Annotated in this window: 26 protein-coding genes; 14 read left to right on the top strand and 12 right to left on the bottom strand. The window is 67.5% G+C overall.

The window, feature by feature from the left end; all coding sequences use genetic code 11:
• Window positions 1-23: 23 nt before the first annotated feature.
• The 8 genes from ACREYQ_RS06975 to mltG form a co-directional block, all read right to left on the bottom strand.
• A complete protein-coding gene (locus ACREYQ_RS06975) occupies window positions 24-431 on the bottom strand; it encodes a YkvA family protein (protein WP_432260021.1) in 408 nt (135 codons plus the stop codon).
• A 3-nt stretch (window positions 432-434) separates the two neighbouring features.
• Window positions 435-1,181, bottom strand: a complete 747-nt coding sequence (locus tag ACREYQ_RS06970) for an ankyrin repeat domain-containing protein (protein WP_432260020.1) — start codon at window positions 1,179-1,181, stop codon at window positions 435-437.
• A complete protein-coding gene (locus ACREYQ_RS06965; protein WP_432260019.1) occupies window positions 1,174-1,968 on the bottom strand; it encodes a TatD family hydrolase in 795 nt (264 codons plus the stop codon). Before ACREYQ_RS06965 ends, ACREYQ_RS06970 begins: the two co-directional genes overlap by 8 nt.
• 24 nt (window positions 1,969-1,992) lie before the next feature.
• Complete coding sequence (locus tag ACREYQ_RS06960) at window positions 1,993-2,499, bottom strand: N-acetyltransferase family protein (protein ID WP_432260018.1); 507 nt, start codon at window positions 2,497-2,499, stop codon at window positions 1,993-1,995.
• Window positions 2,500-2,536: 37 nt separating this feature from the next.
• Window positions 2,537-2,938, bottom strand: a complete 402-nt coding sequence (locus tag ACREYQ_RS06955) for a PilZ domain-containing protein (protein ID WP_432260017.1) — start codon at window positions 2,936-2,938, stop codon at window positions 2,537-2,539.
• A 62-nt stretch (window positions 2,939-3,000) separates the two neighbouring features.
• On the bottom strand, window positions 3,001-4,008 hold the full coding sequence (locus ACREYQ_RS06950; protein WP_432260016.1) for a DNA polymerase III subunit delta': 1,008 nt from the start codon (window positions 4,006-4,008) through the stop codon (window positions 3,001-3,003).
• Window positions 4,009-4,027: 19 nt separating this feature from the next.
• Window positions 4,028-4,639, bottom strand: coding sequence for a dTMP kinase (gene tmk / locus ACREYQ_RS06945; RefSeq protein ID WP_432260015.1), 612 nt, complete (start codon window positions 4,637-4,639; stop codon window positions 4,028-4,030).
• A 7-nt stretch (window positions 4,640-4,646) separates the two neighbouring features.
• The gene (gene mltG, locus ACREYQ_RS06940) at window positions 4,647-5,642 is read right to left on the bottom strand and encodes an endolytic transglycosylase MltG (RefSeq protein WP_432260014.1); all 996 of its coding nucleotides are present in this window, start codon (window positions 5,640-5,642) and stop codon (window positions 4,647-4,649) included.
• Between the two features lie 202 nt (window positions 5,643-5,844).
• Between mltG and ACREYQ_RS06935 the strand changes: the two genes are divergently transcribed.
• From ACREYQ_RS06935 to ACREYQ_RS06925, 3 genes are all read left to right on the top strand, one after another.
• On the top strand, window positions 5,845-6,861 hold the full coding sequence (locus tag ACREYQ_RS06935) for a YgfZ/GcvT domain-containing protein (protein WP_432260013.1): 1,017 nt from the start codon (window positions 5,845-5,847) through the stop codon (window positions 6,859-6,861).
• Window positions 6,862-6,879: 18 nt separating this feature from the next.
• Window positions 6,880-7,170 (top strand): DUF4936 family protein, encoded by a 291-nt coding sequence (locus ACREYQ_RS06930; RefSeq protein ID WP_013956564.1) that lies wholly within the window; start codon window positions 6,880-6,882, stop codon window positions 7,168-7,170.
• A 75-nt stretch (window positions 7,171-7,245) separates the two neighbouring features.
• Window positions 7,246-8,073: an NRDE family protein gene (locus ACREYQ_RS06925; RefSeq protein ID WP_432260012.1), complete on the top strand. Its 828-nt coding sequence runs from the start codon at window positions 7,246-7,248 to the stop codon at window positions 8,071-8,073.
• A 10-nt stretch (window positions 8,074-8,083) separates the two neighbouring features.
• On the opposite strand, the gene ACREYQ_RS06920 is transcribed toward ACREYQ_RS06925, so the two are convergent.
• A complete protein-coding gene (locus ACREYQ_RS06920) occupies window positions 8,084-8,512 on the bottom strand; it encodes a GNAT family N-acetyltransferase (RefSeq protein ID WP_432260011.1) in 429 nt (142 codons plus the stop codon).
• Between the two features lie 214 nt (window positions 8,513-8,726).
• Here ACREYQ_RS06920 and ACREYQ_RS06915 point away from each other — a divergent pair, with 214 nt between their 5' ends.
• From ACREYQ_RS06915 to ACREYQ_RS06875, 9 genes are all read left to right on the top strand, one after another.
• On the top strand, window positions 8,727-9,461 hold the full coding sequence (locus ACREYQ_RS06915; protein WP_432260010.1) for a FadR/GntR family transcriptional regulator: 735 nt from the start codon (window positions 8,727-8,729) through the stop codon (window positions 9,459-9,461).
• Window positions 9,462-9,516: 55 nt separating this feature from the next.
• Window positions 9,517-10,410 carry an L-threonate dehydrogenase gene (gene ltnD, locus ACREYQ_RS06910; RefSeq protein ID WP_432260009.1) on the top strand — a complete coding sequence of 298 codons (894 nt, stop codon included), beginning with the start codon at window positions 9,517-9,519 and terminating at the stop codon, window positions 10,408-10,410.
• Between the two features lie 15 nt (window positions 10,411-10,425).
• On the top strand, window positions 10,426-11,736 hold the full coding sequence (otnK, locus tag ACREYQ_RS06905) for a 3-oxo-tetronate kinase (RefSeq protein ID WP_432260008.1): 1,311 nt from the start codon (window positions 10,426-10,428) through the stop codon (window positions 11,734-11,736).
• Entirely contained in the window at window positions 11,733-12,386 is a 654-nt protein-coding gene (locus ACREYQ_RS06900) for an aldolase (protein WP_432260007.1), read from the top strand. Before otnK ends, ACREYQ_RS06900 begins: the two co-directional genes overlap by 4 nt.
• Before the next feature lie 131 nt (window positions 12,387-12,517).
• Window positions 12,518-13,891: an MFS transporter gene (locus ACREYQ_RS06895; RefSeq protein ID WP_432260006.1), complete on the top strand. Its 1,374-nt coding sequence runs from the start codon at window positions 12,518-12,520 to the stop codon at window positions 13,889-13,891.
• Window positions 13,892-13,946: 55 nt separating this feature from the next.
• Window positions 13,947-14,729, top strand: coding sequence for a 2-oxo-tetronate isomerase (otnI, locus tag ACREYQ_RS06890; protein WP_432260005.1), 783 nt, complete (start codon window positions 13,947-13,949; stop codon window positions 14,727-14,729).
• A 38-nt stretch (window positions 14,730-14,767) separates the two neighbouring features.
• The gene (gene denD, locus ACREYQ_RS06885) at window positions 14,768-15,742 is read left to right on the top strand and encodes a D-erythronate dehydrogenase (RefSeq protein WP_432260004.1); all 975 of its coding nucleotides are present in this window, start codon (window positions 14,768-14,770) and stop codon (window positions 15,740-15,742) included.
• Window positions 15,743-15,996: 254 nt separating this feature from the next.
• Complete coding sequence (locus ACREYQ_RS06880; RefSeq protein WP_432260003.1) at window positions 15,997-17,376, top strand: IS4 family transposase; 1,380 nt, start codon at window positions 15,997-15,999, stop codon at window positions 17,374-17,376.
• Between the two features lie 296 nt (window positions 17,377-17,672).
• Window positions 17,673-18,989: an IS110 family transposase gene (locus ACREYQ_RS06875; protein WP_432257995.1), complete on the top strand. Its 1,317-nt coding sequence runs from the start codon at window positions 17,673-17,675 to the stop codon at window positions 18,987-18,989.
• 45 nt (window positions 18,990-19,034) lie between these two features.
• On the opposite strand, the gene ACREYQ_RS06870 is transcribed toward ACREYQ_RS06875, so the two are convergent.
• The 3 genes from ACREYQ_RS06870 to ACREYQ_RS06860 form a co-directional block, all read right to left on the bottom strand.
• Entirely contained in the window at window positions 19,035-19,472 is a 438-nt protein-coding gene (locus ACREYQ_RS06870) for a YbgC/FadM family acyl-CoA thioesterase (protein WP_078196113.1), read from the bottom strand.
• 120 nt (window positions 19,473-19,592) lie between these two features.
• Entirely contained in the window at window positions 19,593-20,576 is a 984-nt protein-coding gene (locus tag ACREYQ_RS06865; RefSeq protein WP_432260002.1) for a tripartite tricarboxylate transporter substrate binding protein, read from the bottom strand.
• Between the two features lie 79 nt (window positions 20,577-20,655).
• Window positions 20,656-21,678 carry an alpha/beta hydrolase gene (locus tag ACREYQ_RS06860; RefSeq protein WP_432260001.1) on the bottom strand — a complete coding sequence of 341 codons (1,023 nt, stop codon included), beginning with the start codon at window positions 21,676-21,678 and terminating at the stop codon, window positions 20,656-20,658.
• Window positions 21,679-22,010: 332 nt separating this feature from the next.
• On the opposite strand from ACREYQ_RS06860, the gene ACREYQ_RS06855 reads away from it, so the two are divergent.
• Window positions 22,011-23,159 carry an iron-containing alcohol dehydrogenase gene (locus ACREYQ_RS06855; protein ID WP_432260000.1) on the top strand — a complete coding sequence of 383 codons (1,149 nt, stop codon included), beginning with the start codon at window positions 22,011-22,013 and terminating at the stop codon, window positions 23,157-23,159.
• An 88-nt stretch (window positions 23,160-23,247) separates the two neighbouring features.
• Window positions 23,248-23,769, top strand: coding sequence for an O-acetyl-ADP-ribose deacetylase (locus tag ACREYQ_RS06850; protein WP_432259999.1), 522 nt, complete (start codon window positions 23,248-23,250; stop codon window positions 23,767-23,769).
• Window positions 23,770-24,103 lie beyond the last annotated feature (334 nt).

The following is a 24,103-nucleotide window of genomic DNA, read 5'->3' as shown; positions in this document are numbered from 1 at the left end:
CGGTAAAGATTGATGTGCCAGGATTAAAAAGTTGCGGCCCTAAACCAGCGCCAGGCCAGCCAGGCCAGCAGCACCCACACCAGCACGATGACCACGGCGGCCGCGCGATTGCGCGGCCGTTGCGCATGGGCAGCCTGCCAGGCTTGGGCACGGCCGCGGCATTCGTCCTGCACCACCGCCGGGATCATCCGCAGCGTGAGCCAGATGCCCAGCGGCACCAGCAACACGTCATCGACAAGGCCAAGCACCGGGATGAAATCCGGGATCAGGTCGATCGGGCTGAAGGCATAGGCCACCACCAGCGCGCCGAGCAGCCGCGCCGCCCACGGGGTACCGGGGTGGCGGCTGCAAAACCACAGTGTCAGCAGGCTGCTTTTCAGGCTGCGCGCCCACTGGCGCAGGCGCGAACCCGTGCTCGCCACAGCCGGCACGACTTACCAGCCCTTGCTCTGCGGCGCCGCGGGCCGCTGGCCGCCGGGCCCGCCCGTGGGGGCCTTCAGCGGCGGTGCCGCCACGATCGGCGTCTGCGGGTACAGCTTCTGCCAGCGCGCCTTCAGCCCGTTGGCGATCTCGGCCTGGTTGTAGCGCTCGGCAAAGTCGATCACGGTCATGCCCTGCTGGTTCTTCAGGCGCATGTCGGCGCCTTCGTCCAGCAGCAGCTTGACGGTCTCGATATGGCCGCCGCGCGCGGCCATCATCAGCGGCGTGGTGGCGTTGGGGCTTTCGGCGTCGATATACGCGGCATGGTCGACCAGGTACTTGACCACGTCGTTGTGGCCGTTGGTGGCCGCATAGTGCAGCGGCGTCCAGCCGGTCTTGTTGATCTCGGCCTCCATGTCGTCGACCATCAGCTTGACCATGTCCAGTTCGCCCTGCAGCGCGGCCATCATCAGCGGGGTTTCGCCGGCCGGGTTGGCCTTGTCGAAGTCGATGTCCTTGGCGCGGATCAGCGCCGTGGCCGCCTTCAGCGACTTCTCGCGCAGCGCCACCACCAGGGCCGGGTTGCCGCGGCTGTCGACCACGTTGGGATCGACGCCCCTGGCCAGCAGCTTCTTGACGGTATTGGCGTCGTCGAATTCGACGGCCTTGCGCATGTCGTCGGCGGGTGCGGCGTGCGCCAGGGTCGCGGCGGCCAGCGCCAGGGCGCCGGCGGTGCGCCGGACAAACTTCATGTCAAACATGAGATTTCCTATCAATATGTTTGAATAGATTGAAGAAATTTTCGGCCGTCTGTTCCGCAACCTGTTCCACGGGCAGCCCGCGCAGTTGCGCGATGAACTCGCCCACATGGCGCACCCAGGCCGGCTCATTGGTCTTGCCGCGGTACGGCACCGGTGCCAGGTAGGGCGAATCGGTCTCGATCAGCATGCGCTCCAGCGGCACCTTGCGCGCGGTCTCCTGCAGGTCCGCGGCGCTCTTGAAGGTGACGATGCCGGAAAACGAGATATGGAAGCCCTCGTCCAGCGCCTGGCGGGCGACGTCCCAGGTCTCGGTAAAGCAGTGCATCACGCCGCCGGCCTCGCGCGCGTTCTCTTCGCGCATCAGGCGCAGCGTGTCGTCGGCCGACGAACGGGTATGGATGATCAGCGGCTTGCCGGTCTGGCGCGCGGCGCGGATATGGGTGCGGAAGCGCTCGCGCTGCCATTCCATCTCGGCGATGCTGCGGCCGTTCAGGCGGTAGTAGTCCAGCCCGGTCTCGCCGGTGCCGACCACGCGCGGGTGGGCAGACAGCTCCACCAGCCGCTCCAGCGTCGGGTCCTCGCCCTCTTCATAGTCCGGATGCACGCCGACCGACGCGTACAGGTTGGGATGCTGTTCGGCCAGCGCCAGCACGCGCGGGAAGTCTTCCAGCGTGACCGAGATGCACAGCGCATGCGTGACCTGGTTGGCGCGCATGTTCTCCAGCAACTCCGGCAGGCGCGCGGCCAGCTCGGGGAAATCGATATGGCAGTGGGAATCGACAAACATGGGGGAATCTCTTGTGCGAGTGGCTCAGGCCACGTCGATGCGGCGGCCGACGATGATCAGGTCGCGCTCGACACCGTCGAGCACGGCGACGCGCGGCAGGTCGCCCCAGCGCGTGAAGCCCAGCGACGCGAACAGGCCCAGGCTGGGCGCATTGTGGCCGAAGATAAAGCCGAGCAGCGTGTTCACCCCGACCTGGGGCGCGTGGTCGATGGCCTGCTGCAGCAGGTAGCGCCCCAGCCCCTGGCCGCGGCGCTGGGCATCCAGGTAGATCGACACTTCAGCCGTGGCGCCGTAGGCCGGGCGGCCGTAGAAATCAGAGAAGCTCATCCAGCCGGCCATGCGGCCGTCGGCGTCCTCGCACACCCACAGCGGGCGGCGCCCCGGCTGGTGAGCATCGAACCAGGCTTGGCGCGAAGCCACGGTGACCGGCTCGGTGTCGGCGGTGACCATGCGCGAGGGCACGGTGCTGTTATAGATGGCGACAATGCCCGGCAGGTCGCGGGGCTCAGCGGTACGTAGCGAGAAATTCATTGGAAATCAAAAAGTTGCGAGAACAACCTCACAACGTTCATAAGGTTTGCGTGGGGCGCCCGGACTCCAGCATCTTGCCCAGGATCTCCTCCACCGCGCGGCGCAGGTTGCGCCCGTTGTCGTCGTCGGGGAAATGCACGCCGACGCCGGGGGTCTTCATCGGCGTGCCCGCCGGGGTGATCCAGGCCACATGGCCCGCGATCTGGTATTTCTGCGGCCGGTCCAGCAGCGACAGCACCAGGAACACCTGCTCGCCCAGCCGGAACGGCCGGTTCGACGGCACGAAGATGCCGCCGCGCGCCAGGAACGGCATATAGGCTGCATACAGCCCGGCCTGGTCCTTGATCGACAGGGACAGCACATTGGGGCGCGACGCCGCCCCGCTTCCCGTTGGCGCAGCCGGCGGTGCGCCGGCGACTGCTGTGACTGCTGTGTTCATGATTGACCCCCAGGAATGACGATGCTGCTTGTTGTTATGGCTTTGTTTGGACTGCCTGCCGGCTACCGGAACAGCTGCCGGTATTCCAGGAATACCGCTTCCATCACCAGCCGGGCCGCCAGCGGATGGTTCTCGCTGCGGCGGTGCGCGGCCAGCCGCGAGGCAAAGGCCTGCAGCCGGTGCGCATCGGTGGCTTCTGCGCAGCGCGCCAGCACGGCCCGCTCCTTGGGGAAGTACCGTGGGGCGGCGCTGCCGTCCAGGCGCAGTGTCAGCAGATCGTACGTCCAGCGCTGCAGGATGCCAAGCACGGCGGGCACGGGCAGCTTCTGCAGTTGCTCGGCCGCCGCAGCGGCGTCGAAGGCGGCTGAGGCGCCCAGCTGGCCGACCAGCCAGCGCTGCAGCGGCTGCTCCTCGGCCTCGGCCGCATGCAGCGCGGTCAGCGGCGAGCCGCCGGACAGCGCCAGCTGGGCTTCGGCATCGGCCACGCCTTGCCCGCGCAGCCACGACAGTGCGGCCTCCGGCGTCGGGCGCTGGGCCGAGAACTGGCGGCAGCGCGACAGGATGGTCGGCAGGATCCGGTCAAGGCGGTCGGTCACCAGCAGGAACACGGTGGACGGCGGCGGCTCTTCCAGCGTCTTCAGCAGCGCATTGGCACCCTCGGTCTGCAGCGCGTCGAGCGGATACACCACCACCACGCGCAGCCCGGCCCGGTGCGTGCCCACGCCCACGGCCTCGATCAGCGCGCGTACCTGCTCCATGCGGATGATCTTGCTGGGCGCCTTCTTCTTGCCACCGTCATCGGTCTCGGCCTCGGACGTGGCGTCCAGTGCCTCGGGCCGCACCACGGTGAAGTCCGGGTGATTGCCCTGGCTGAACCAGTGGCAGGCGGCGCACTGGCCGCAGGGCTGGCCGTCCGGCAGCGGCGCCTCGCACAACAGCCCCTGCGCGAAATGCAGGGCCAGGTCGCGCTTGCCGATGCCTTGCTGGCCATGGATCAGCAAGGCATGCGGCAGCCGCTCGCGCAGCGCGCCAAGCCGTTGCCAGTCTTCCTTCTGCCAGGGATATAGCATGTGATTCAGTGCTTAAAAATCAGATGGTTGCGATGATCTTCTCAAGTTCATCGCGAATATCGGCAATGCTGCGCGTGGCGTCGATCACGCGGAAGCGCTGGGGCGACTGGGCCGCGCGGCGCAGGTATTCGTCGCGGGTGCGCTGGAAGAAGGCGCGCGATTCGGCCTCGAACTTGTCGGGCGCGCGCGCCCCGGCCAGGCGCGCGCTGGCGGTTTCCAGCGGCACGTCGAACAGCAGCGTCAGGTCCGGCTGCAGGCCGCCCTGCACCCAGTCCTCCAGCACCTCCAGCCGCTCGGTGGCCAGGCCCCTGCCGCCGCCCTGGTAGGCGAAGGTGGCGTCGGTGAAGCGGTCGGAGATCACCCATTTGCCGCGCTCCAGCGCGGGGGCGATGACTTCGGCGATATGCTCGCGGCGGGCCGCGAACATCAGCAGCGCCTCGGTTTCCAGGTGCATCTTGCGATGCAGCAGGATCTGGCGCAGGTCCTCGCCCAGCGAGGTGCCGCCGGGCTCGCGGGTGGTGACGACACCGGCAATATCGCTGCGTGCGCGCAGGCGGTCGGCGACCCAATCGATATGGGTGCTCTTGCCGGCACCGTCGATGCCTTCAAACGTGATGAATTTTCCGCGCATGGAATGCCTATTTGCCGCGCTGGTACTTGTCGACCGCGCGGTTGTGTTCGGGAAGCGAGTTGGAGAAATGGCTGCTGCCGTCGCCGCGGGCGACGAAGTACAGCGCGTCGGACGGCGCCGGCGTGGTAGCCGCCGCCAGCGAGGCCAGCCCCGGCAGCGCGATGGGCGTGGGCGGCAGGCCGGTGCGGGTGTAGGTATTGTACGGGGTGTCGGCCTGCAGGTCGCGTTTGCGCAGGTCGCCGTCGAAGCTCTCGCCCAGGCCGTAGATCACGGTCGGGTCGGTCTGCAGCATCATGTTCTTCCTGAGCCGGTTGACGAAGACGGCGGCGATCATCGGGCGGTCGGCGGCCTGGCCGGTTTCCTTCTCGACGATCGACGCCATCACCAGTGCCTCGTACGGCGTCTTGTACGGCAGGTCGGGCGCGCGCGCGTTCCAGGCTTCGTTCAGGCGCCGCTGCATGGCGCGGTAGGCGTGCTTGTACAGCTCGATATCGCTGCTGCCGCGTGCGAACAGGTAGGTATCGGGGAAGAACAGCCCTTCGGGCGCGGCCTCGGCCGCGCCGATGGCCTTCATCAGCTCCGCGTCGGACATGCCCTGGGTGTCGTGGCGCAGCGCCGGACTGGCGTCGACGGCGGCGCGCATCTTGCGGAATTCCCAGCCCTCGATCACCGTGACCACGTAGTGCGTGACCTCGCCGCGCGCCAGCTTGCCGATGATAGACAGCGGCGTGGCGCCGGTCTCGAATTCATAGCCGCCGGCCTTCAGGTCCGGGCCATGCCCGGTCAGGCGCACCAGCAGCATAAACAGCCGCGGGTCCATGCCGACGCCGCCGCGCTGGATCTGGCGGCCGACACTGGCAACCCCCGAGTTGGGCTTGATCACCACCTCCAGCGGCGAATTATTGAGGCGCAGCGGGTGATTGGCCCACCACGCGAACGCGCCCGCTGCCACCGGCGCGAACACCAGCACGGCCAGTCCAAGGCTAAGGAAAAAACGTTTCATGTATCAGGAATAGGGGCGGCTGTGTGGATCCGTCGGCGGGCTTGCGCACCACCGCGTGCCGCCGGCGCCGGCCGAAAATCTCATAGCCCCATATAATAACCGCCAGCCTCGTACCGACCATGCGCCGTGGCGCCGGCGCCGCCCGGCACCCTCGCACGACCGGTGCTTCCCACCCCCGAATTGCCTCAACGATTGCCACGCAATGCCAGTGATGAATGCCCAAGCCCAGGAACTCGCCGCAAACCTTGAAGCGCTGAATGGCGGCGGCATCGTCTGCACCCCGGCCCGGCCCGGCCTCGTTCGTGTGGCCGGCGACGATGCCGCCAGCTTCCTGCACACCCAGCTGACCAATGCGGTCGAAGACCTGGATGCGGGCGCGGCGCGCCTTGCCGGCTACTGCTCGCCCAAGGGGCGGCTGCTCGCCACCTTCCTGATGTGGCGCGATGCCGAGGGGATCGTGCTGCAACTGTCGGCCGATATCCAGGCTCCGGTGCAGAAGCGGCTGTCGATGTTCGTGCTGCGTGCCAAGGCCAAACTGTCTGATATCACCGCCACCCGAGCCATCCTCGGCGTCGCCGGGGCAGGTGCCGCCAGGGCGCTTGCCGCTGCTGGCCTGCCCGCGCCGGAAGCAGCCTTTGCCATGGCCGAGGCCGACGGCGTCACCGTGATCCGCCTGCCGGATGGCGCCGGCCAGCCGCGCTGGCAACTGGTGCTGCCGGCCGAGCGGGCCGACGCGGTGCGCGCGGCGCTTTCCGCCACGCTGCAAGGCGCCTCGCCCGCGCTGTGGGACTGGCTGGAAGTGCAGTCGGGCCTGCCCCGCATTGTCGCGGCCACGCAAGAGCAGTTCGTGCCGCAAATGATCAATTTCGAACTGGTCGGCGGCGTCAATTTCCGCAAGGGTTGCTATCCCGGCCAGGAAATCGTCGCGCGCAGCCAGTACCGCGGCACGCTCAAGCGCCGCATGTGGCTGGTGCAGGGCCAAGGCGAAGTGCCGGCGCCCGCGGCCGAGATCTATCGCCCGGAAGATCCGGGCCAGCCGTGCGGCATGATCGTCAATGCCGCGCCCGCGCCCCAGGGCGGCTGGGCCGGGCTGGCCGAACTCAAGATCGACGCCGCCGCCAGCGCGCTGCGTCTGGGCAGCGCTGAGGGCGTGGCCGTGGCCACCGCCTCGCTGCCTTACGAGGTGTCGCTGGGCGAGGCGGCCCAGGCCGCTGGCTGATACCCCACAGGACCTGCCATGAGCGATCACCTCTACGTCTATTTCCGCGTCCCGGAAGCCGTTGCCGCCGAGGCGTTGCCGCACTGGCACCGCTGGATGGAGACGGTCGCCGAAGCAACCGGAATTGGTGGTACGCTGATGCGCAGGCCGGAAACCCGCGCCGGCGTGCAGACCTGGATGGAGTGCTACGCCGACGTGCCGCCTGCGTTCGATGCCACGCTGGAAGGCCTGTGGCGGCAGAGCGGGCTGGACCAGTGGGTCGATGGCGAGCGGCGGGCCGAGCACTTTGTCGACCTTGACGTGCTGTAGGCGTCTTGACTGCCGTTGGACTGAAGTACGTCGGGCGCTACTGCGGCAACCCCCGGCGGCAAAGGAAGCAAAGCAATGTGCCTGATCCTGGTTGCCTGGCAATCCCACCCTGACTATGCCCTGGTCGTCGCCGGCAACCGCGATGAATTCTATGTCCGCCCCGCGGCGGCCGCGCACTGGTGGCAGGATGCGCCGCAGGTGCTGGCCGGGCGCGACCTGGCGGAAGTCATCGGCGAGCCCGGCACCTGGATGGGCGTCAACGCCGACGGCCGCTTTGCCGCGCTGACCAACTACCGCGCCCCTTCCGAAAAACGCACCGATGCCCGTTCGCGCGGCGAACTGGTGGCCAGCTTCCTGCGCGGCCACGAGGCGCCGTTCGACTACCTGGACGGCCTTGCCGGCGAAGACGGCTGCTACAACGGCTTCAACCTGCTGGCGAGCGACCTGCGTGAACTCTGGTGGTACAGCAACCGCTCCGCCTCGCGCCAGCCGCAACGGCTGCGCCCGGGGCTGTACGGCCTGTCCAACGCACTGCTCGACACGCCCTGGCCCAAGGTGCGCAGCCGCGTGGGTGCGCTGGCTGAAGTGCTGGCCGCCGACAGCGGACAAGCCAACGCAAGCGCCGAGCCCTACCTGCAGATGCTGGCCGACGAGCGCCAGGCGGCGGATTTCGAGCTGCCTTCCACGGGCGTTGCGCCGGAGTGGGAAAAGCTGCTGTCGTCCGCGTTTATCCGCTCGCCGCTGTACGGCACGCGCGCCAGCACGGTACTGCGGGTGCGCCACGATGGCCGTTTCGACCTGAGCGAGCGCAGCTTCGACGCCGGCGGCCGCATCGGCGATGTGTCCTATCACGGCAAGCTGAACCTGTCGCGCGACACCGGCATCGTGCAGGCGCCGCGCTGACCGCTGCGGCTCAGCCGACCAGCCGCTTGCGCATCTCCACGTGCGGGATGCCCGCCTCTTCGAATTCCGGTCCCACCTGCGCAAAACCCACGCGCGCATAGAACGGCGCCGCGTGCGTCTGCGCGTTCAGCACCAGTTCCGGATAGCCCAGCGCTTCAGCCTTGCTCATCAGTGCCTCCAGCACCAGCGCGCCGACGCCGGTGCCGCGCGCTGACTGCAGCACCGCCATGCGCCCGATATGGCCATCGGGCAGCAGCCGGCCAGTGGCCACCGGGGTGCCGTCCTCGGCCAGCGCCAGCGCGTGCCAGCTCGGCTCGTCCCATTCGTCCCATTCCAGTTCCACCGGCACGCCCTGCTCCTCGACAAAAACGGTGTAGCGGATGGCGCGCGCGCGTTCGCGGGCTTCGGACCAGGGGCAGATCAGGACGGTGACGGACATGGCAGTGCAATCAGGCAAAGGTGGATAACAGCGGCTTGAGTTACCGCCGGGCGCCCATGATACGCCAATGTGCAGTGACCGCAGATGCACCAAAGCGGATCATTCGCCGCATTGTCTGTCCTAAATCTGCACCATATCAGGGTTAGCCCGGGGTCGGCATCCTGTTTGCAAATTTGTATGATGACATGATTACCGAATAACCCGGGAAGCTGCCGTGTTCCAGAAAGTCCCTGCCCGCGCCCTCACCGACAACGTCGCCGAACAACTGCTGGACAAGATCCAGAACGGCGCCTTTGCCCGCGGCGACAAGCTGCCGACCGAGGCGGTCCTGTCCGAGGAGTTCGGCGTCAGCCGCACCGTGGTGCGCGAGGCCATCTCCCGGCTCAAGTACGAAGGCGTGGTCGAGTCGCGCCAGGGCAGCGGCGTGTTCGTGACGCTGCAGGCCGGCATCCGGCCGCTGCGCATCGACTACACCGACACCGGCACGCTGGAATCGGTGCTGCAGATCGTCGAGCTGCGCCGCGCGATCGAGGCCGAGGTGGCCGCGCAGGCCGCCCGGCGCCGTACCGATGCGTCGATGGCGGCCATCGACGCCGCGCTCGCCCGCCTCGACGAAGAGGTCGCGCACGGCGGCGACGGTGTGGCCGCTGATGTAGCGTTCCATCGCGCCATCGCCGAGGCCACCGGCAACCCGTATTTCCTGAAGACGCTGGCCTTCCTCAGCCAGTACCTGGAAGCCGCCACGCGCGTGACGCGGACCAACGAGGCGCGCCGCGCGGACTTTTCACGCCAGGTGCGCGAAGAACACCAGGCCATCGTCGCCGCCATCCGCGCCGGCGACCCGCTGGCCGCGCGCAATGCCGCGCAGAACCATATGTACAACGCCGCGCACCGGCTGGCCCAGCAGGGCGCAGACGAGAGCGGCGAAGCGCACGGCGCCACCAACTGACGCGCGCGCAACCCCAGACCATCGAATCATCCGTATCTGTTTCAGGAGTCCCTTCATGTCCAGGAATATCGGCGTCATCGGCCTTGGTGCCATGGGCTTTGGCGTCGCGCAGTCGCTGCTGCGTGCCGGCTTCAATGTGCACGCGTGCGACCTGCGCCCCGAAGTGCTGCAGCGCTTTGCCGATGCCGGCGGCGTGCCGTGCGCCGCGCCCGCCGAGCTGGGCAGCCGCTGCGACGTGGTGCTGACGCTGGTGGTCAATGCGCAGCAGACCGAGGCGGTGCTGTTCGGCGCCAACGGTGCCGCGGCGGCGATGGAGCCGGGCAAGCTGGTGATCGCCAGCGCCACGGTGCCACCGGGCTTTGCCGAGGCGCTGGGCCGCCGGCTCGCCGAACAGGGCCTGCTGATGCTGGACGCGCCGGTCTCGGGCGGCGCCGCGCGCGCCGCCAGCGGCGAGATGACGATGATGACGTCGGGACCCGCCGAAGCCTATGCGCTGGCCGAGGACGTGCTGGCCGCCATCGCCGGCAAGGTGTATCGCCTGGGCGCCGCGCACGGCGCGGGCTCCAAGGTCAAGATCATCAACCAGCTGCTGGCCGGCGTGCATATCGCAGCGGCGGCCGAGGCCATGGCGCTGGGCCTGCGCGAAGGCGTGGACCCGGACGCGCTCTATGACGTGATCACGCACAGCGCGGGCAACTCGTGGATGTTTGAGAACCGCGTGCCGCATATCCTGAAGGGCGACTACACGCCGCTGTCGGCGGTCGACATCTTCGTCAAGGACCTGGGCATGGTGCTCGACACCGCGCGCCACAGCAAATTCCCCCTGCCACTGTCAGCGGCCGCGCACCAGATGTTCATGATGGCGTCCACCGCCGGCCATGGCGGCGAGGACGATTCGGCCGTGATCAAGATCTTCCCGGGCATCGAGCTGCCGGGCAAGGCCGGGTAAGCGGGGGAAGCGAAGATGACCGCAGGCACCCTCGCCCACCGCCCCCATCGCCCGCTGTTGGGCTGCATCGCCGACGATTTCACCGGCGCCACCGATCTTGCCAACACCCTGGTGCGCAACGGCATGCGCACGGTGCAGACCATTGGCCTGCCCGATGTGGGCGCCGTGCAGGACATCGGCGCAGCCGATGCGCTGGTGGTCGCGCTCAAGTCCCGCACCATCCCGGCTGTCGAGGCCGTGGCCCAGTCGCTGGCCGCGCTGCAATGGCTGCGTGCGCAGGGCTGCCGCCAGTTTGTCTTCAAGTACTGCTCGACCTTCGACTCGACCGATGCCGGCAATATCGGGCCGGTGGCCGAGGCGCTGCTGGCGGCGCTGGACAGCGACTTCACCATCGCCTGCCCGGCCTTCCCGGAGAACGGCCGCACCATCTTCCGCGGCCACCTGTTCGTGGGCGACGTGCTGCTCAATGAATCGGGCATGGAACACCATCCGCTGACGCCGATGACCGATGCCAACCTGGTGCGCGTGCTGCAGCGCCAGAGCAAGGACGAAGTGGGCCTGTTGCGCTACGACGCCGTGGCGCGCGGCGCGCAGGCCACGGCCGAGCGCATTGCCGCGCTGCGCAGCGACGGCGTGCGGCTGGCGATTGCCGATGCGGTGTCAGACGCGGACCTGTTCACGCTGGGCGAAGCCTGCGCCGGCCTGCCGCTGATCACCGGCGGCTCCGGCATCGCGCTGGGCCTGCCCGAGAACTTCCGCCGCGCCGGCCTGCTGCCGCAGCGCGGCGATGCCGACGCGGTTCCCGCCATCGACGGCCCGGGCGTGGTGCTGGCCGGCAGCGCCTCGCGCGCGACCAACGGCCAGGTGGCACGCTGGCTGGAACAAGGCCGCCCGGCGCTGCGCATCGACCCGCTGGCGCTGGCGCGCGGCGAAGCCGTGGCCGAAGCGGCGCTGGCCTTTGCCGCCGGCCATGACGAGCCGGTACTGATCTATGCGACCTCCAGCCCCGACCAGGTCAAGGCCGTGCAGGCCGAGCTGGGCGTGGAGCGCGCCGGCCATCTGGTCGAACAATGCCTGGCCACGGTTGCCGCCGGGCTGCTGGCACACGGCACGCGCCGCTTCGTGGTCGCGGGCGGCGAAACCTCGGGCGCGGTGGTGCAGGCGCTGGGCGTGCGCGCCTTGCGCATCGGCGCGCAGATTGCACCGGGCGTGCCGGCCACCGTCACGCTGGACGCGAAGCCACTGGCGCTGGCGCTCAAGTCGGGCAACTTCGGCGGCCCGGACTTCTTTGACGAGGCGCTGCGCCAGCTTGGAGGCCAGGCATGAGTACCGAAAGCAAACTGCGCGAAGAGATCTGCCGCATCGGCGCCAGCCTGTACCAGCGCGCCTATACCGTGGGCTCGGCCGGCAATATCAGCGCGCGGCTGGACGACGGCTGGCTGATCACGCCGACCGATGCCTGCCTGGGCATGATGGATCCTGCCGCCGTCGCCAAGGTGGCCACCGATGGCCGCTGGGTGTCGGGCGACAAGCCGTCCAAGACGCTGACGCTGCATCGCGCGATCTACGACAACAACCCCGGGGCGCACGCCGTGGTGCATACGCACTCGACGCACCTCGTGGCCCTGACGCTGGCCGGTGTCTGGCAACCGGACGACGTACTGCCGCCGCTCACGCCTTACTACGTGATGAAGGTCGGCCATATCCCGCTGATTCCCTACCATCGCCCCGGCGATCCGGCAGTGGCCGCGCGCGTGGCCACGCTGGCCGCGCAGGTGCGCGGCGTGCTGCTGGAGCGCCTCGGGCCGGTGGTGTGGGAGTCCAGCGTCTCGCGCGCCGCGTTCGCGCTGGAAGAACTGGAGGAGACCGCCAAGCTATGGATGACGATGAAAGACGTGCCGGGCTTTGCCGCCCGCGCGGCGCTGCCGGACAGCGCACTGGCTGAGTTGCGCGACGCCTTCCAGGCGCGCTGGTAACACCGCTTTTCCCCGATAAACGACGGCTTCACCCGGCGCGGTTGCCTTGCGGCCACCGTGCGGGGGACGCGCATGCCTGCATTCCGCGCGCCGCCGCATTACTAGACCCACCACCATACCCGGAGACTACCGTGAACCCAAACCAACCGGCGGCAAGCGTGCCCGCCCTTGACAGCCTGGGCGGCAATGCCCGGCTGGACAGCGACGCCTTAGTCGAGAAACGCGCCTACAACAAGGTGTTCTGGCGCATCATGCCGTTCCTGATGCTGTGCTACGTGGTTGCCTACCTGGACCGCGTCAACGTCGGCTTCGCCAAGCTGCAGATGGCCCAGGACCTGGCCTTCACCGAAACCGTGTTCGGCCTCGGCGCCGGCCTGTTCTTTATCGGCTACTTCCTGTTCGAGGTGCCCAGCAACCTGCTGATGCATCGCATCGGCGCGCGCATCTGGATCGCGCGCATCATGATCACGTGGGGCATCATCTCGGCGCTGTTCCTGTTCGTGAAGACGCCGACCCAGTTCTACGCGATGCGCTTCCTGCTCGGCCTGGCCGAAGCGGGCTTCTACCCCGGCGTGATCCTGTACCTGACCTACTGGTTCCCGGCCAACCGCCGCGCCAGGATTATCGCGCTGTTCATGTCGGGCATCCCGATCGCGGGCATGTTCGGCAACCCGCTGTCGGGCCTGATCATGGACGCCTTCAACGGCACGCACGACCTGCGCGGCTGGCAATGGATGTTCCTGCTCGAGGCGCTGCCCGCGTTTGTGATCGGCGTGGTAACGGTGTTCGTGCTGCGCGACGGCATCGACAAGGCGCCGTGGCTCGACGCCGATGAAAAGCGCGTGCTCAAGCGCAATATCGAGGAAGACCAGCGCAGCGCCCAGAGCGCCGCCACCGCCGCCGGCACGGCCCACGGCCACTCGCTGGGCGCGGTGTTCGCCGACCGCCGCGTGTGGTGGATGTGCCTGATCTACTTCTGCTTCGTCACCGGCCAGTACGCGCTGACCTTCTGGATGCCCACGCTGGTGAAAACCAGCGGCGTCACCGGCAACCTCAATATCGGCCTGCTGTCGGCCATCCCCTTCCTCTGCGCCGTGGTCGTGATGAACATCCTGGGCCACAGCGCCGATGCGCGCCGCGAACGCCGCTGGCACCTGATCGTGCCGGCGCTGATGGGCGCGGTGGGCTTTGCCATTGCCGCTTCGTTCACCAAGAATACGGGAGTGGCCATCGCCGCACTGTCGCTGGCCGCCGCCGGTGTGCTGACCTGCGCACCGCTGTTCTGGTCGCTGCCGACCTCGTTCCTGACCGGCATCGCCGCCGCCTCGGGGATTGCCGTGGTCAACTCGGTGGGCAACCTGGCCGGCTTTGTCGCGCCGTACATGGTGGGCTACCTGACCGACCTGACCCACAGCACGCAGTCGAGCATGTATGTGCTGTCGGCGATCCTGGTGGTCGGCGCCGCGCTGGTGTGGCTGACGCCAGCTAAACTGGTCAATCGTTGAACCCGGCGGGCCCGGCCGCGGCCGGGCCCGCCCCTGCTATCGCTTTGGAGTTCCCATGCCGCGCTTCGCCGCAAGCCTGTCGATGATGTACCACGAGCACGCTTTCCTGGACCGCTTCGCCGCTGCCGCGGCGGACGGCTTCCAGGCGGTGGAGTACCTGTTCCCGTACGAGCACGCCGCCGCCGAACTGCGCGCGCGCCTGGACGCGAACGGTCTCGCGCAGGCGCTGTTCAATGCGCCGCCGGGCGACTGGGCAGCGGGCGAACGCGGCCTGGCCGCCCTGCCCGGGCGCGAGGCGGAATTCCGCGGCACCATCGGCCGCGCGCTGGAATACGCCGGCGTGATCGGCAATGACCGCATCCACGTGATGGCGGGCCTGATCCCTGCCGATGCCGACCGCGCGCGCTGCCGCGCCACCTACCTCGACAACCTCGCCTTTGCCGCCAAGGCTGCCGCCGCCCAGGGCGTGACCGTGCTGATCGAGCCGATCAACACGCGCGACATGCCGGGCTATTTCCTGAACCGCCAGGACGACGGCCAGGCCATCTGCAAGGAAGTCGGCGCGGCCAACCTGAAGGTGCAGTTCGACTGCTACCACTGCCAGATCGTCGAAGGCGATATCGCAATGAAGCTCAGGCGCGACATCGCGGGCATCGGCCATATCCAGATCGCCGGCGTGCCCGAGCGCCATGAGCCGGAGGTGGGCGAACTGAACTACCCCTACCTGTTCGAGGCCATGGACACGCTCGGCTACGGCGGCTGGATCGGCTGCGAATACCGCCCGCGCGCCGGCACTTCGGCGGGGCTGGGCTGGCTCAAGCCCTACCTGGGCCGCTGATCGCGGCAAACCCCAAGAACAACCGCTCCCATCCTGCCATGAACGTACTGATTACCGGCGGCGCCGGCTTCCTCGGCCTGCAACTCGCCCGCCTGCTGCTGCAGCGCGGCGCCCTGAACCTGGACGGCCAGCCCGTGGCCATCGGGCGCCTGACGCTGCTGGACGTGGTGGCGCCGCAAGGCCTGGACGATGCGCGCGTGCGCGTGGTCACCGGCGACCTGTCCGACCCTGCGGTGCTGCGCCAGGCCATCGACACCGATACCGGCGCCGTGTTCCACCTGGCTGCCGTCGTCAGCGGCCAGGCCGAGGCCGATTTCGACCTGGGCATGCGCGTCAACCTGGACGCCTCGCGCGCACTGCTGGAAACCTGCCGCGAGCTGGGCCACCAGCCGCGCGTGCTGTTCACCAGCTCGGTCGCGGTCTACGGCGGCCAGTTGCCGCCGGTGGTGCAGGACGACACCGCGCTGAACCCGCAATCGTCGTATGGCGTGCAGAAGGCCATCGGCGAGCTGCTGCTGTCGGACTACAGCCGCCGCGGCTTTGCCGACGGCCGCGTGCTGCGCCTGCCCACCATCAGCGTGCGCCCGGGCAAGCCCAATGCGGCGGCCTCGTCGTTCGCCAGCGGCATCATCCGCGAGCCGCTGTCGGGCGTCACCGCCAATTGCCCGGTGGCACGTGACACGCCGCTGTGGCTGCTGTCGCCGCGCGCGGCCGTGGCGGCGCTGGTCAACGGCATCGAACTGACCGGCGAACGGCTGGGCAACCGCCGCGTGGTGAACCTGCCGGGCCTGTCGGTCACGGCTGCCGGCATGGTCGACGCGCTGCGACGCGTGGCGGGCGATGCCGTGGCGGACCGCGTGACGTGGGAGCGTGAGGAGCGCGTGGAAAACATCGTCGGCACCTGGCCGGCGGCATGGAATGCGGAGCGTGCGCTGTCGCTGGGGTTCCAGAGCGACGCGAGCTTCGATGACGTGATCCGGGCGTATATGGAGGATGCGGGGCTGGGCAAGTAAGCGGCTCCGCATCGCTATTGCCACGGCCCTCAAATTTTGCTGAGAGCCGGTCCCCTCTCCCGCTTGCGGGAGAGGGCTAGGGAGAGGGCCAGAGCGTCGCGGCCTTACACCGCTTGCCGCGAGGCACGCGCCTGCGCTCTCCCCCGGCCCCTCTCCCGCAGGCGCTTGTCTTTACCCACATCTCGATAGGAAAGGTTGTAAACGGGATTGGACGGTGTTAACTTCGGGGAAGTTGACAATCAGTGGTGGCAATTTTGTCTGATACGGAAGATCTGGAAGACTGGGCCAGCGACGAATTCGGTGGCGCTCAGTTGGGCGATGCACGTCGCACGCAGCGCCTTGTGGCATTGGCGCGCGGACTAGCGCAAAAAGCCCATGTTTCGTTCCCGCAGGCCTTGAGTGGTGCCCAACTCAAGGCGGCATATCGCTTCTTTGATAATGAGGCGGTCGACCCGGACGGAATACTGGCGAGCCACGTCGTTCAAACCGTGGGTCGCATGCAGCAGGTACCTGTCGTATTGGCGGTGCAGGACACCACGGAATTCAATCTGGCAAATTTGCCCGCGACTGAGGGACTTGGTCACGGCACGGGCGGCAATTTGCGCGGATTCATGTTGCACAGCGTGCTGGCGGTGACGCCTGAGGGCCTGCCACTGGGCGTGTTGAGCATGAAGACGTGGGTGCGTGCGCCGCAAGCATCGGGCAAGGCCAGGCAGCGCCGGGCGCTGTCCATTCGTGACAAGGAAAGCGTGAAGTGGCTGGAGGGGCTGGAATGCCTTGAGCCGCTCAAGATGCAGTGTCCGGACACGCACCTTGTTGCCGTCAGCGATCGCGAGGGCGATGTGTACGACGTGTTCCTGGCGCAGCGCCCAGCGGGGGTGGACTGGTTGGTGCGGGCCGCCTGGAATCGGGGCGTGGATCACCCAGAGAAGTATCTGTGGGAGACGGTTGCTGCGGCCCCCGTACTCGGGGAGACCGTCCTGCACGTGCCCAGGAGTGGCGCCAGGCAAGCGCGTAGCGCCCGACTGGCTTTGCGCTGTGTGCCCGTCCAACTGCGACCGCCGCGCAGCCGCGGCGCAGAGGCCCTACCAAGCCTCGAAGTGTTTGCCATTCACGCACTGGAAATCGATCCGCCCGAAGGTGTTGAGCCGCTCGAATGGATGTTGCTCAGTTCGATGCCCACCCAAACGCTGGAAGATGTGCTGGAACGGCTGAGCTGGTATGCCCGGCGCTGGACCATTGAATCCTGGCATCGTGTCCTGAAAAGTGGCTGCCAGATCGAGGCTCGGCAGTTCGGGACGCTGGAGCGGTTCCTGCGCGCCACGGCGCTGTTCGCCGTGATCGGCTGGCGCATCATGTACGCGACCATGCTCGGCCGGCTTGAAGCCGATATCCCTTGCTCGGTGCTATTGCAGTCGCTCGAATGGCAGGCCTTGTACTGCCGCACGCACGGCACAACCAAGCCACCGGAGCAGGCACCCAAACTCAGCGAAGCGGTCCTTTGGATCGCCAAGCTCGGTGGCTACCTGGGTCGCAAAAACGACGATCCCCCCGGTGCTACTGTCCTCTGGCGCGGCTTCCTCGTTTTGCACGAAATCACCGAAATGTATCGGATCTTCCAGAAAAACGAGTAAGCCGCCGGAAGTTGTGGGTAAAGGCAAGCGCAGGCGGGAGAGACCGCCGCATGCGGCCCATGCCGACTTGCCGTACCAGGAACCAGTACTACAGTGGTTGATACTCGGCATGACGCGCAGTGTGGCCGCGTCCCCTCTGGTGCACATTCTGTCGCCCGTGGGAGAGACTGGCTCCGGCAGATGACATTCGGCTTGTTTGGTGAGCGTTGTTAGCTTCCCGCTAGGTAGGTTTGTTTCCATTTTTGTGTCTACCGGGCACGTTGGCGCCGAGCCTTCCGAGCAAGAGGAGGCCGCAGATGAAAACGCTACCGATATTGGATGAACGCGCCACCGGCATCGACGTGGGCAGCCAGAAGTTGCACGTGTCCATCGCGGGTGACACGCCACGGGTCTTTGGCACCATGACCCAAGACGTGTCGATGCTGATCAACTGGCTGCGTGATGAAGGCGTGCGCTCGGTGGCCATGGAGGCGACCGGGGTGTACTGGCTATACCTGTACGGCGCGCTCGAGGCCGCCGGCATCACGGTTCTGGTGGTCAATGGCCGGCAGGTACGCAATCTGCCCGGACGCAAGACCGACATGGCCGACTGTCAGTGGCTGGCCACGCTGCATGCGCACGGTCTGCTGCACTCCGGCTTCGTGCCCCCGGCCGCCATCCGCCGGCTGCAGGACTATTTGCGCCTGCGCCAGGATCACATCACGATGGCCGCTAGCCACGTGCAACACATGCAAAAGGCGCTCGAGCGCATGAACATCAAGTTCCATGCGGTCATCAGCGACCTCACCGGTGTCAGTGGGCTCAAGGTCATCGAGGCCATCCTGGCCGGTCAGCGCGATCCCGCCTGCCTGCTGACGCTATGCGACGTGCAAATCCGCAAGCACAAGGCCGATCGGGTCAAGGAATCGTTGCGCGGCATGTGGAAGGACGAACATCTGTTTGCCCTACGCCAAGCCTTTGAGGGGTGGCAGTTCTACCAACACCAGATCGCCGAATGCGATCGCGCGATTGAACAGGTGCTGCACGAGCTCAGCGGCCCGCACCGTGACGACGATCCGGCGGCCTCGCCGGCCAAGCCGGGTGGCACGCATACGCCCAAGATCGACGGCCTGCACCGCATGCTGCTGCAACTGTGCGGCGGCAATGATCCCACCCAACTGCCGGGGCTGGCCGACTACTCGCTGCTGCTGGTCATCGGCGAGGTCGGCACCGACTTGAGCCGTTGGCCCAGCGAAAAACACTTCACGGCGTGGACCGGGCTCGCCCCCGGCGCCCATCAGAGTGGCAAGCGCCATGGCCACCAGTCCCGCCACCGCAACCGCACCGGTGAACTGTTCTGCCACATGGCACGCAGCCTGGCCAACAGCGTAGACAAGGCCCTGGGCGGCTTCTATCGCCGCCTCAAGGCCCGCCGGGGCGGACTCATCGCCAACAAGGCGCTCGCCCGCAAGCTCGCTGCCTTGTTCTGGCAGACCATGGTCAAGGGCGCAGACTACGTCGAAAAAGGCCTGCGGCATTACCAGGCCCGCGCCGCGCAGTCCGAACAGTGCGTACTGCGCAAGCTCGCGCTGAAACATGGTCTGGCTCTCGTGCCAGTAAAAACAATGGGTTAGCGAAGGTTCCTAGGTAGGGGAGCAAACCAGCAGTGCCGTTAAACATCACGCAGCCGGCTTCACCACCTCATACCCCTCGATGATCTCCCGCACCGGCCCCGGAATCGCCGCCGATTTCTGCGTGGCCGGATCCGCGCACACATAAACGATCTCACCGGTGATCAGGTGTTCGTCGCCGCGGAACATCTCGACCCGGAACAGCATGCTGGAGCGCCCCAGCCGCGACATGCGGCCGCGGATTTCCAGCTCATCGTCAAAGCGCGCCGAGGCGTGATACTCCAGCGTGGACTTGACCACGAAGATATCCACGCCGTGCGCGTGCAGCACGTCTTCCGGGTAGCGGATGCCCAGCGCGCGCCAGTACTCGGTCACGCAGATATCGCAATAGGTCAGGTAGTGCGCGTTGAAGACGATCGATTGCGGATCGACTTCGGCCCAGCGCACGCGCAGCGGGATGCTGTGGCGGAAATCCTCTTTGGCCATCGGCGTGGTCTCCTTGTTCGTAGTCGTGCTTGTCAAAACACCAGGCCGCCGGCCCGCCGGACTGGGCCGGCAGGCGCGGCGGCCTGGATGGATGCTGTGATGGCTGCAGGCTGATTGCGCTTACTGCGCCTTGGCCAGCCCCAGCTTCTCGATGATCGCCTTTTCCTTCTTGACGGTGTCGGCCGCGAACTGCGCGTACTGCTGGCTGTTCATGTAGTACGGCTCCATGTCGAACTTGGCCAGCGCTTCGCGGTAGTTGGGCATGTCCATGGCCTTCTTGAAGGCGTCATGCAGCTTCTGCACGATCTTCGGGTCGGTGCCCTTGGGCGCGACCAGGCCGAACGGCGAGGTCTGCACGATGCCCATGCCCAGTTCCTTCAGCGTCGGCACATTGGGGAAGCGCGCCGAGCGCTTTTCGCCCCAGGTCGAGAGCAGGCGCAGCTTGCCCTGCTCCACGTACTGCGCCCATGCCGGCGTGTCGGCCACCGACATCACGTGGCCGCCCAGCAGCGCCTGCATCGACTCGGAATTGCCCTTGTAGGGAATGTGCGAGAACTGCACGCCCTGCTTCATGGCCAGCTCTTCCATGGTCAGGTGCAGCGTGGTCATCGAGCCCGGCGAGCCGTAGGTCAGCTTGCCCGGATTGGCCTTGGCGTAGGCGATGTACTCCTGCATCGTCTTGATCGGCGAATCGGCCGGCACCACCAGGCCGAACGAGTAGCCGGCGAGGTTGATGACGTAGCTCAGGTCCTTGACCGGGTCCCAGTTGATCTTGGTGGTGTATGGCAGACGGTAGACCGGCATGGCGACCTGGGCCAGCGTGTAGCCGTCGGGCGCGGCGGTCTGCATCATCTGCGCGGGCAGCACGCCGCCGGCACCGGGCTTGTTCTCGACGATCACGGGCTGGCCCAGGATCTTCGAGGCGTTGTCGGCGAGCACGCGAAACGGGATATCGGTAGAGCCGCCGGCGGTATAGCCGATCACCAGGCGGATCGGGCGCTGCGGGAACTTGTCGGCCTGTGCCTGGGCGGGCATGGCGGCAAGGCCCAGTGCCGCGGTGGCGGCGGCGATGCCCGCGCGGGCGATAAAGTGGCGGCGTTGCATTTTGACTATGTCTCCTTGTGCTACAAGTCACTGCTGAAAAATGAAGGCCGGTGCCGGCGTGGCCCGGCCGCGAGGCTGGTCAGTCTTGCGCTGTGCCGAACGCGGCGCGCAGCGCGGCAGCGGCTTCGGCATGTGCCTGCGCCACCGCCGGCACGAACCGGCCCAGCTTGAAGAAATCATGGATCATGCCGGGGTAGTCCGCCAGCGTGGCGGCCACGCCCGCGGCGCGCAGCTTCTCTGCGTAGGCCACGCCCTCGTCGTGCAACGGGTCGTAGCCGGCCACGGCGATCCAGGCCGGGCAGACGCCGCGCACCTCGGCGCCGGTGCCGCCACCGTCCAGCGGGGCGAAGCGCCAGTCGTCGCGGCTGGCCTCCCGGTCCAGGTACTGGGCAAAGAACCAGCGGATCATGTCCGCGGTCAGCAGGTAGCCGTCGGCCAGCGCGCGGTGCGACGGCGTGTCCTGGCGCGCGCAGGTGCCGGGATAGATCAGCAACTGCAGCACCGGTGCCAGGCCGGTATTGCGGGCCTCGACCGCGCCGGCGGCCGCCAGCGTGCCGCCAGCGCTGTCACCGCCCAGCGCAATGCGCGCCGGGTCGGCGCCCAGCTTGTCGGCTTCGGCGAAGACCCAGTGCAACACGTCGAAGGCATCGTTGGCCGCAGTCGGAAAACGCCATTGCGGCCCGAGCCGGTAATCCACCGACAGCACCATGCAGTCCGCCTGCCCGCACAGCATCCGGCACAGCGGATCGTGCGAATTGACGCTGCCGACCGTGAAGCCGCCGCCATGGAAATACACCAGCAAGGGCAGCGGCTCGGTCCAGCTGGCCTCGCGCGGGGTGTACAGCCTGACCGGAATGGCGTGGCCGTCGCGTGCCGGCACCAGCAAGTCTTCCGCCATGTGCACCGGCGGCGGGTTGATGTCCAGGATGGGCGCGCTTTTCTCGTAGGCAATCTTGGCGTCTTCCGGGTCCATGGCGTGGATCGGCGGCCGCTTGACGCGCGCGATCAGCTCCAGCAGCGCGGCCACCTGCGGGTCGAGCGGGCTGGAGGGCAGGCCGGGCGTGGCAGGCGCTGCAGGGTTGGAAGACGGTACGGCGGGCATAAGGAATGACGCGGATCCAGACCCGGCGCCAGCGCCGCGCAGAAACTGCCGCGTCGCCCGCATCGGGAGAAGTTCGAATAGTGAACGATCGTTCGATTTTAGTATGATGCCAGATGTTTCCGGAACCCGGCAGTACGAGATAACCCCGAAAAGTCCCGCTCAACCTGCCACGCGGCGAGTTTTTGCGCGATGATCGGCTGAAGCGATCCCGAGGGCTCCGGAAACAATACTGCGGCCCCATTGAACCCCAGGACGGCGCGCGTGGCGAGCAATCTTCCACACACATGCTGAAGAACGATTTCGCAGCAGATCCCGGCAGGAGACAAGCAAACATGGCGTTTATCTATTATCTGACCCACATCCACCTGGATTTTGGCGCGGTAAGCCTGCTCAAGGCCGAATGCGAGCGCATCGGCATCCGCCGCCCGCTGCTGGTGACGGACAAGGGCGTGGTCGCCGCGGGCGTGGCGCAACGCGCCATCGATGCGATGCAGGGCCTGCCGGTCGCGGTGTTCGACGAGACCCCGTCGAACCCGACCGAGGCCATGGTGCGCAAGGCCTCCGCGCTGTGCCGCGAGCAAGGTTGCGACGGGCTGGTGGCGGTGGGCGGCGGATCGTCGATCGACCTGGCCAAGGGCATCGCCATCCTGGCCACGCATGAGGGCGAGCTGACCACCTATGCCACCATCGAAGGCGGCAGCGGCAGGATCACCGACAAGGCGGCGCCGCTGATCGCGGTGCCCACCACCTCCGGCACCGGCAGCGAGGTGGCGCGCGGCGCCATCATCATCCTGGACGATGGCCGCAAGCTGGGCTTCCATTCCTGGCACCTGCTGCCCAAGTCCGCCGTCTGCGACCCGGAACTGACGCTGGGGCTGCCCGCCGGCCTGACCGCGGCCACCGGCATGGACGCGATTGCGCACTGCATCGAGACCTTCCTGGCCCCCGCCTTCAACCCGCCCGCGGACGGCATAGCGCTGGACGGCCTGGAGCGCGGCTGGGGGCATATCGAGCGCGCCACCCGCGACGGCCAGGACCGCGACGCGCGCCTGAACATGATGAGCGCATCGATGCAGGGCGCGATGGCGTTCCAGAAGGGGCTGGGCTGCGTGCATTCGCTGTCGCACCCGCTGGGCGGGCTGAAAATCGACGGACGCACCGGCCTGCACCACGGCACGCTCAATGCCGTGGTGATGCCCGCGGTGCTGCGCTTCAACGCCGACGCGCCCACGGTGGTGCGCGACGACCGCTACGCGCGCCTGCGCCGCGCCATGCACCTGCCCGACGGCGCCGATATCGCGCAGGCCGTGCACGACATGACCGCGCGCCTGGGCCTGCCCACCGGGCTGCGCCAGATGGGCGTCACCGAGGACATGTTCGACAAGGTGATTGCCGGCGCATTGGTCGACCACTGCCACAAGACCAACCCGAAAGAAGCCAGCGCCGCGGATTATCGGCGTATGCTTGAGCAGTCCATGTAGTACACCATGTAGCACAAAGCAGCCTCCCGCCGGCCTGACCGACCAAGCGGCTGTCCGGCGGCCCTCCCTCCACAGCGCAGGAGACACTATGAGCGGCGAGCACTTGCAGGTAGTCCATGGCGATATCACCCGGATGGAAGTCGATGCCATCGTCAACGCTGCCAATAGCGGCCTGTTAGGCGGCGGCGGCGTAGACGGCGCCATCCACGGGGCCGGCGGCCCCGCCATCATGGAGGCCTGCCGCGCGATCCGCGACGCGCAGGGCGGTTGCCCAACCGGCGAGGCGGTGATCACCACCGGCGGCCGCCTGGCGGCGCCGTACGTGATCCACGCGGTCGGGCCGGTCTGGCAAGGCGGCGGCAAGGGCGAGGACGAACTGCTGGCCAACGCCTACCGCAACAGCATCCGCGTGGCCGCGCAGCATCACCTGCGCCGGCTGGCCTTTCCCAATATCAGCACCGGCATCTACGCTTTCCCGCGCGAGCGCGCGGCGGATATCGCCATCGCCGCAGTGCGCGAGGCGCTGGCCGAGGCACCGGAGATCGAGCAGATCACCTTTGTCTGCTTCGATGACGAAAATTACCGACTTTACCGCGAGCGCCTGACCTGACACAGTCCGGCGGGAAACAGCCCGCCGGCCAGGAACCGCGCCGGCACGCGTGGGGCTAGCCCACGCGACACCGACTGCCTGTCGTCGGCCGGCGGGCACACGCCATCTGTCGCCGCGACCGCACGCCTGCGGGGCGGCGCCGCCCGCTCACGCCCCTCTCCGGCAACCCATAAGTTCCTGCACGGTAACGTGGCAACGCGCCGCCGTCGCCAGGCGAATTAAGCGTTCGCCGATTCAAACCCCTTCCTGAAAAAACCAGAATCCCCGTCCATCGACAGCGCAATCGTTGAGGAGGGTATCGCTTCCCACGCACGTTTTACGGCCTGATGCGCGC

It is taken from the genome of Cupriavidus sp. TMH.W2 (assembly GCF_050847365.1).
Lineage (GTDB): Bacteria > Pseudomonadota > Gammaproteobacteria > Burkholderiales > Burkholderiaceae > Cupriavidus.
The sequence above is the reverse complement of the archived record's forward strand: the minus strand, read 5'-3'. Positions and strand labels throughout refer to the sequence as shown.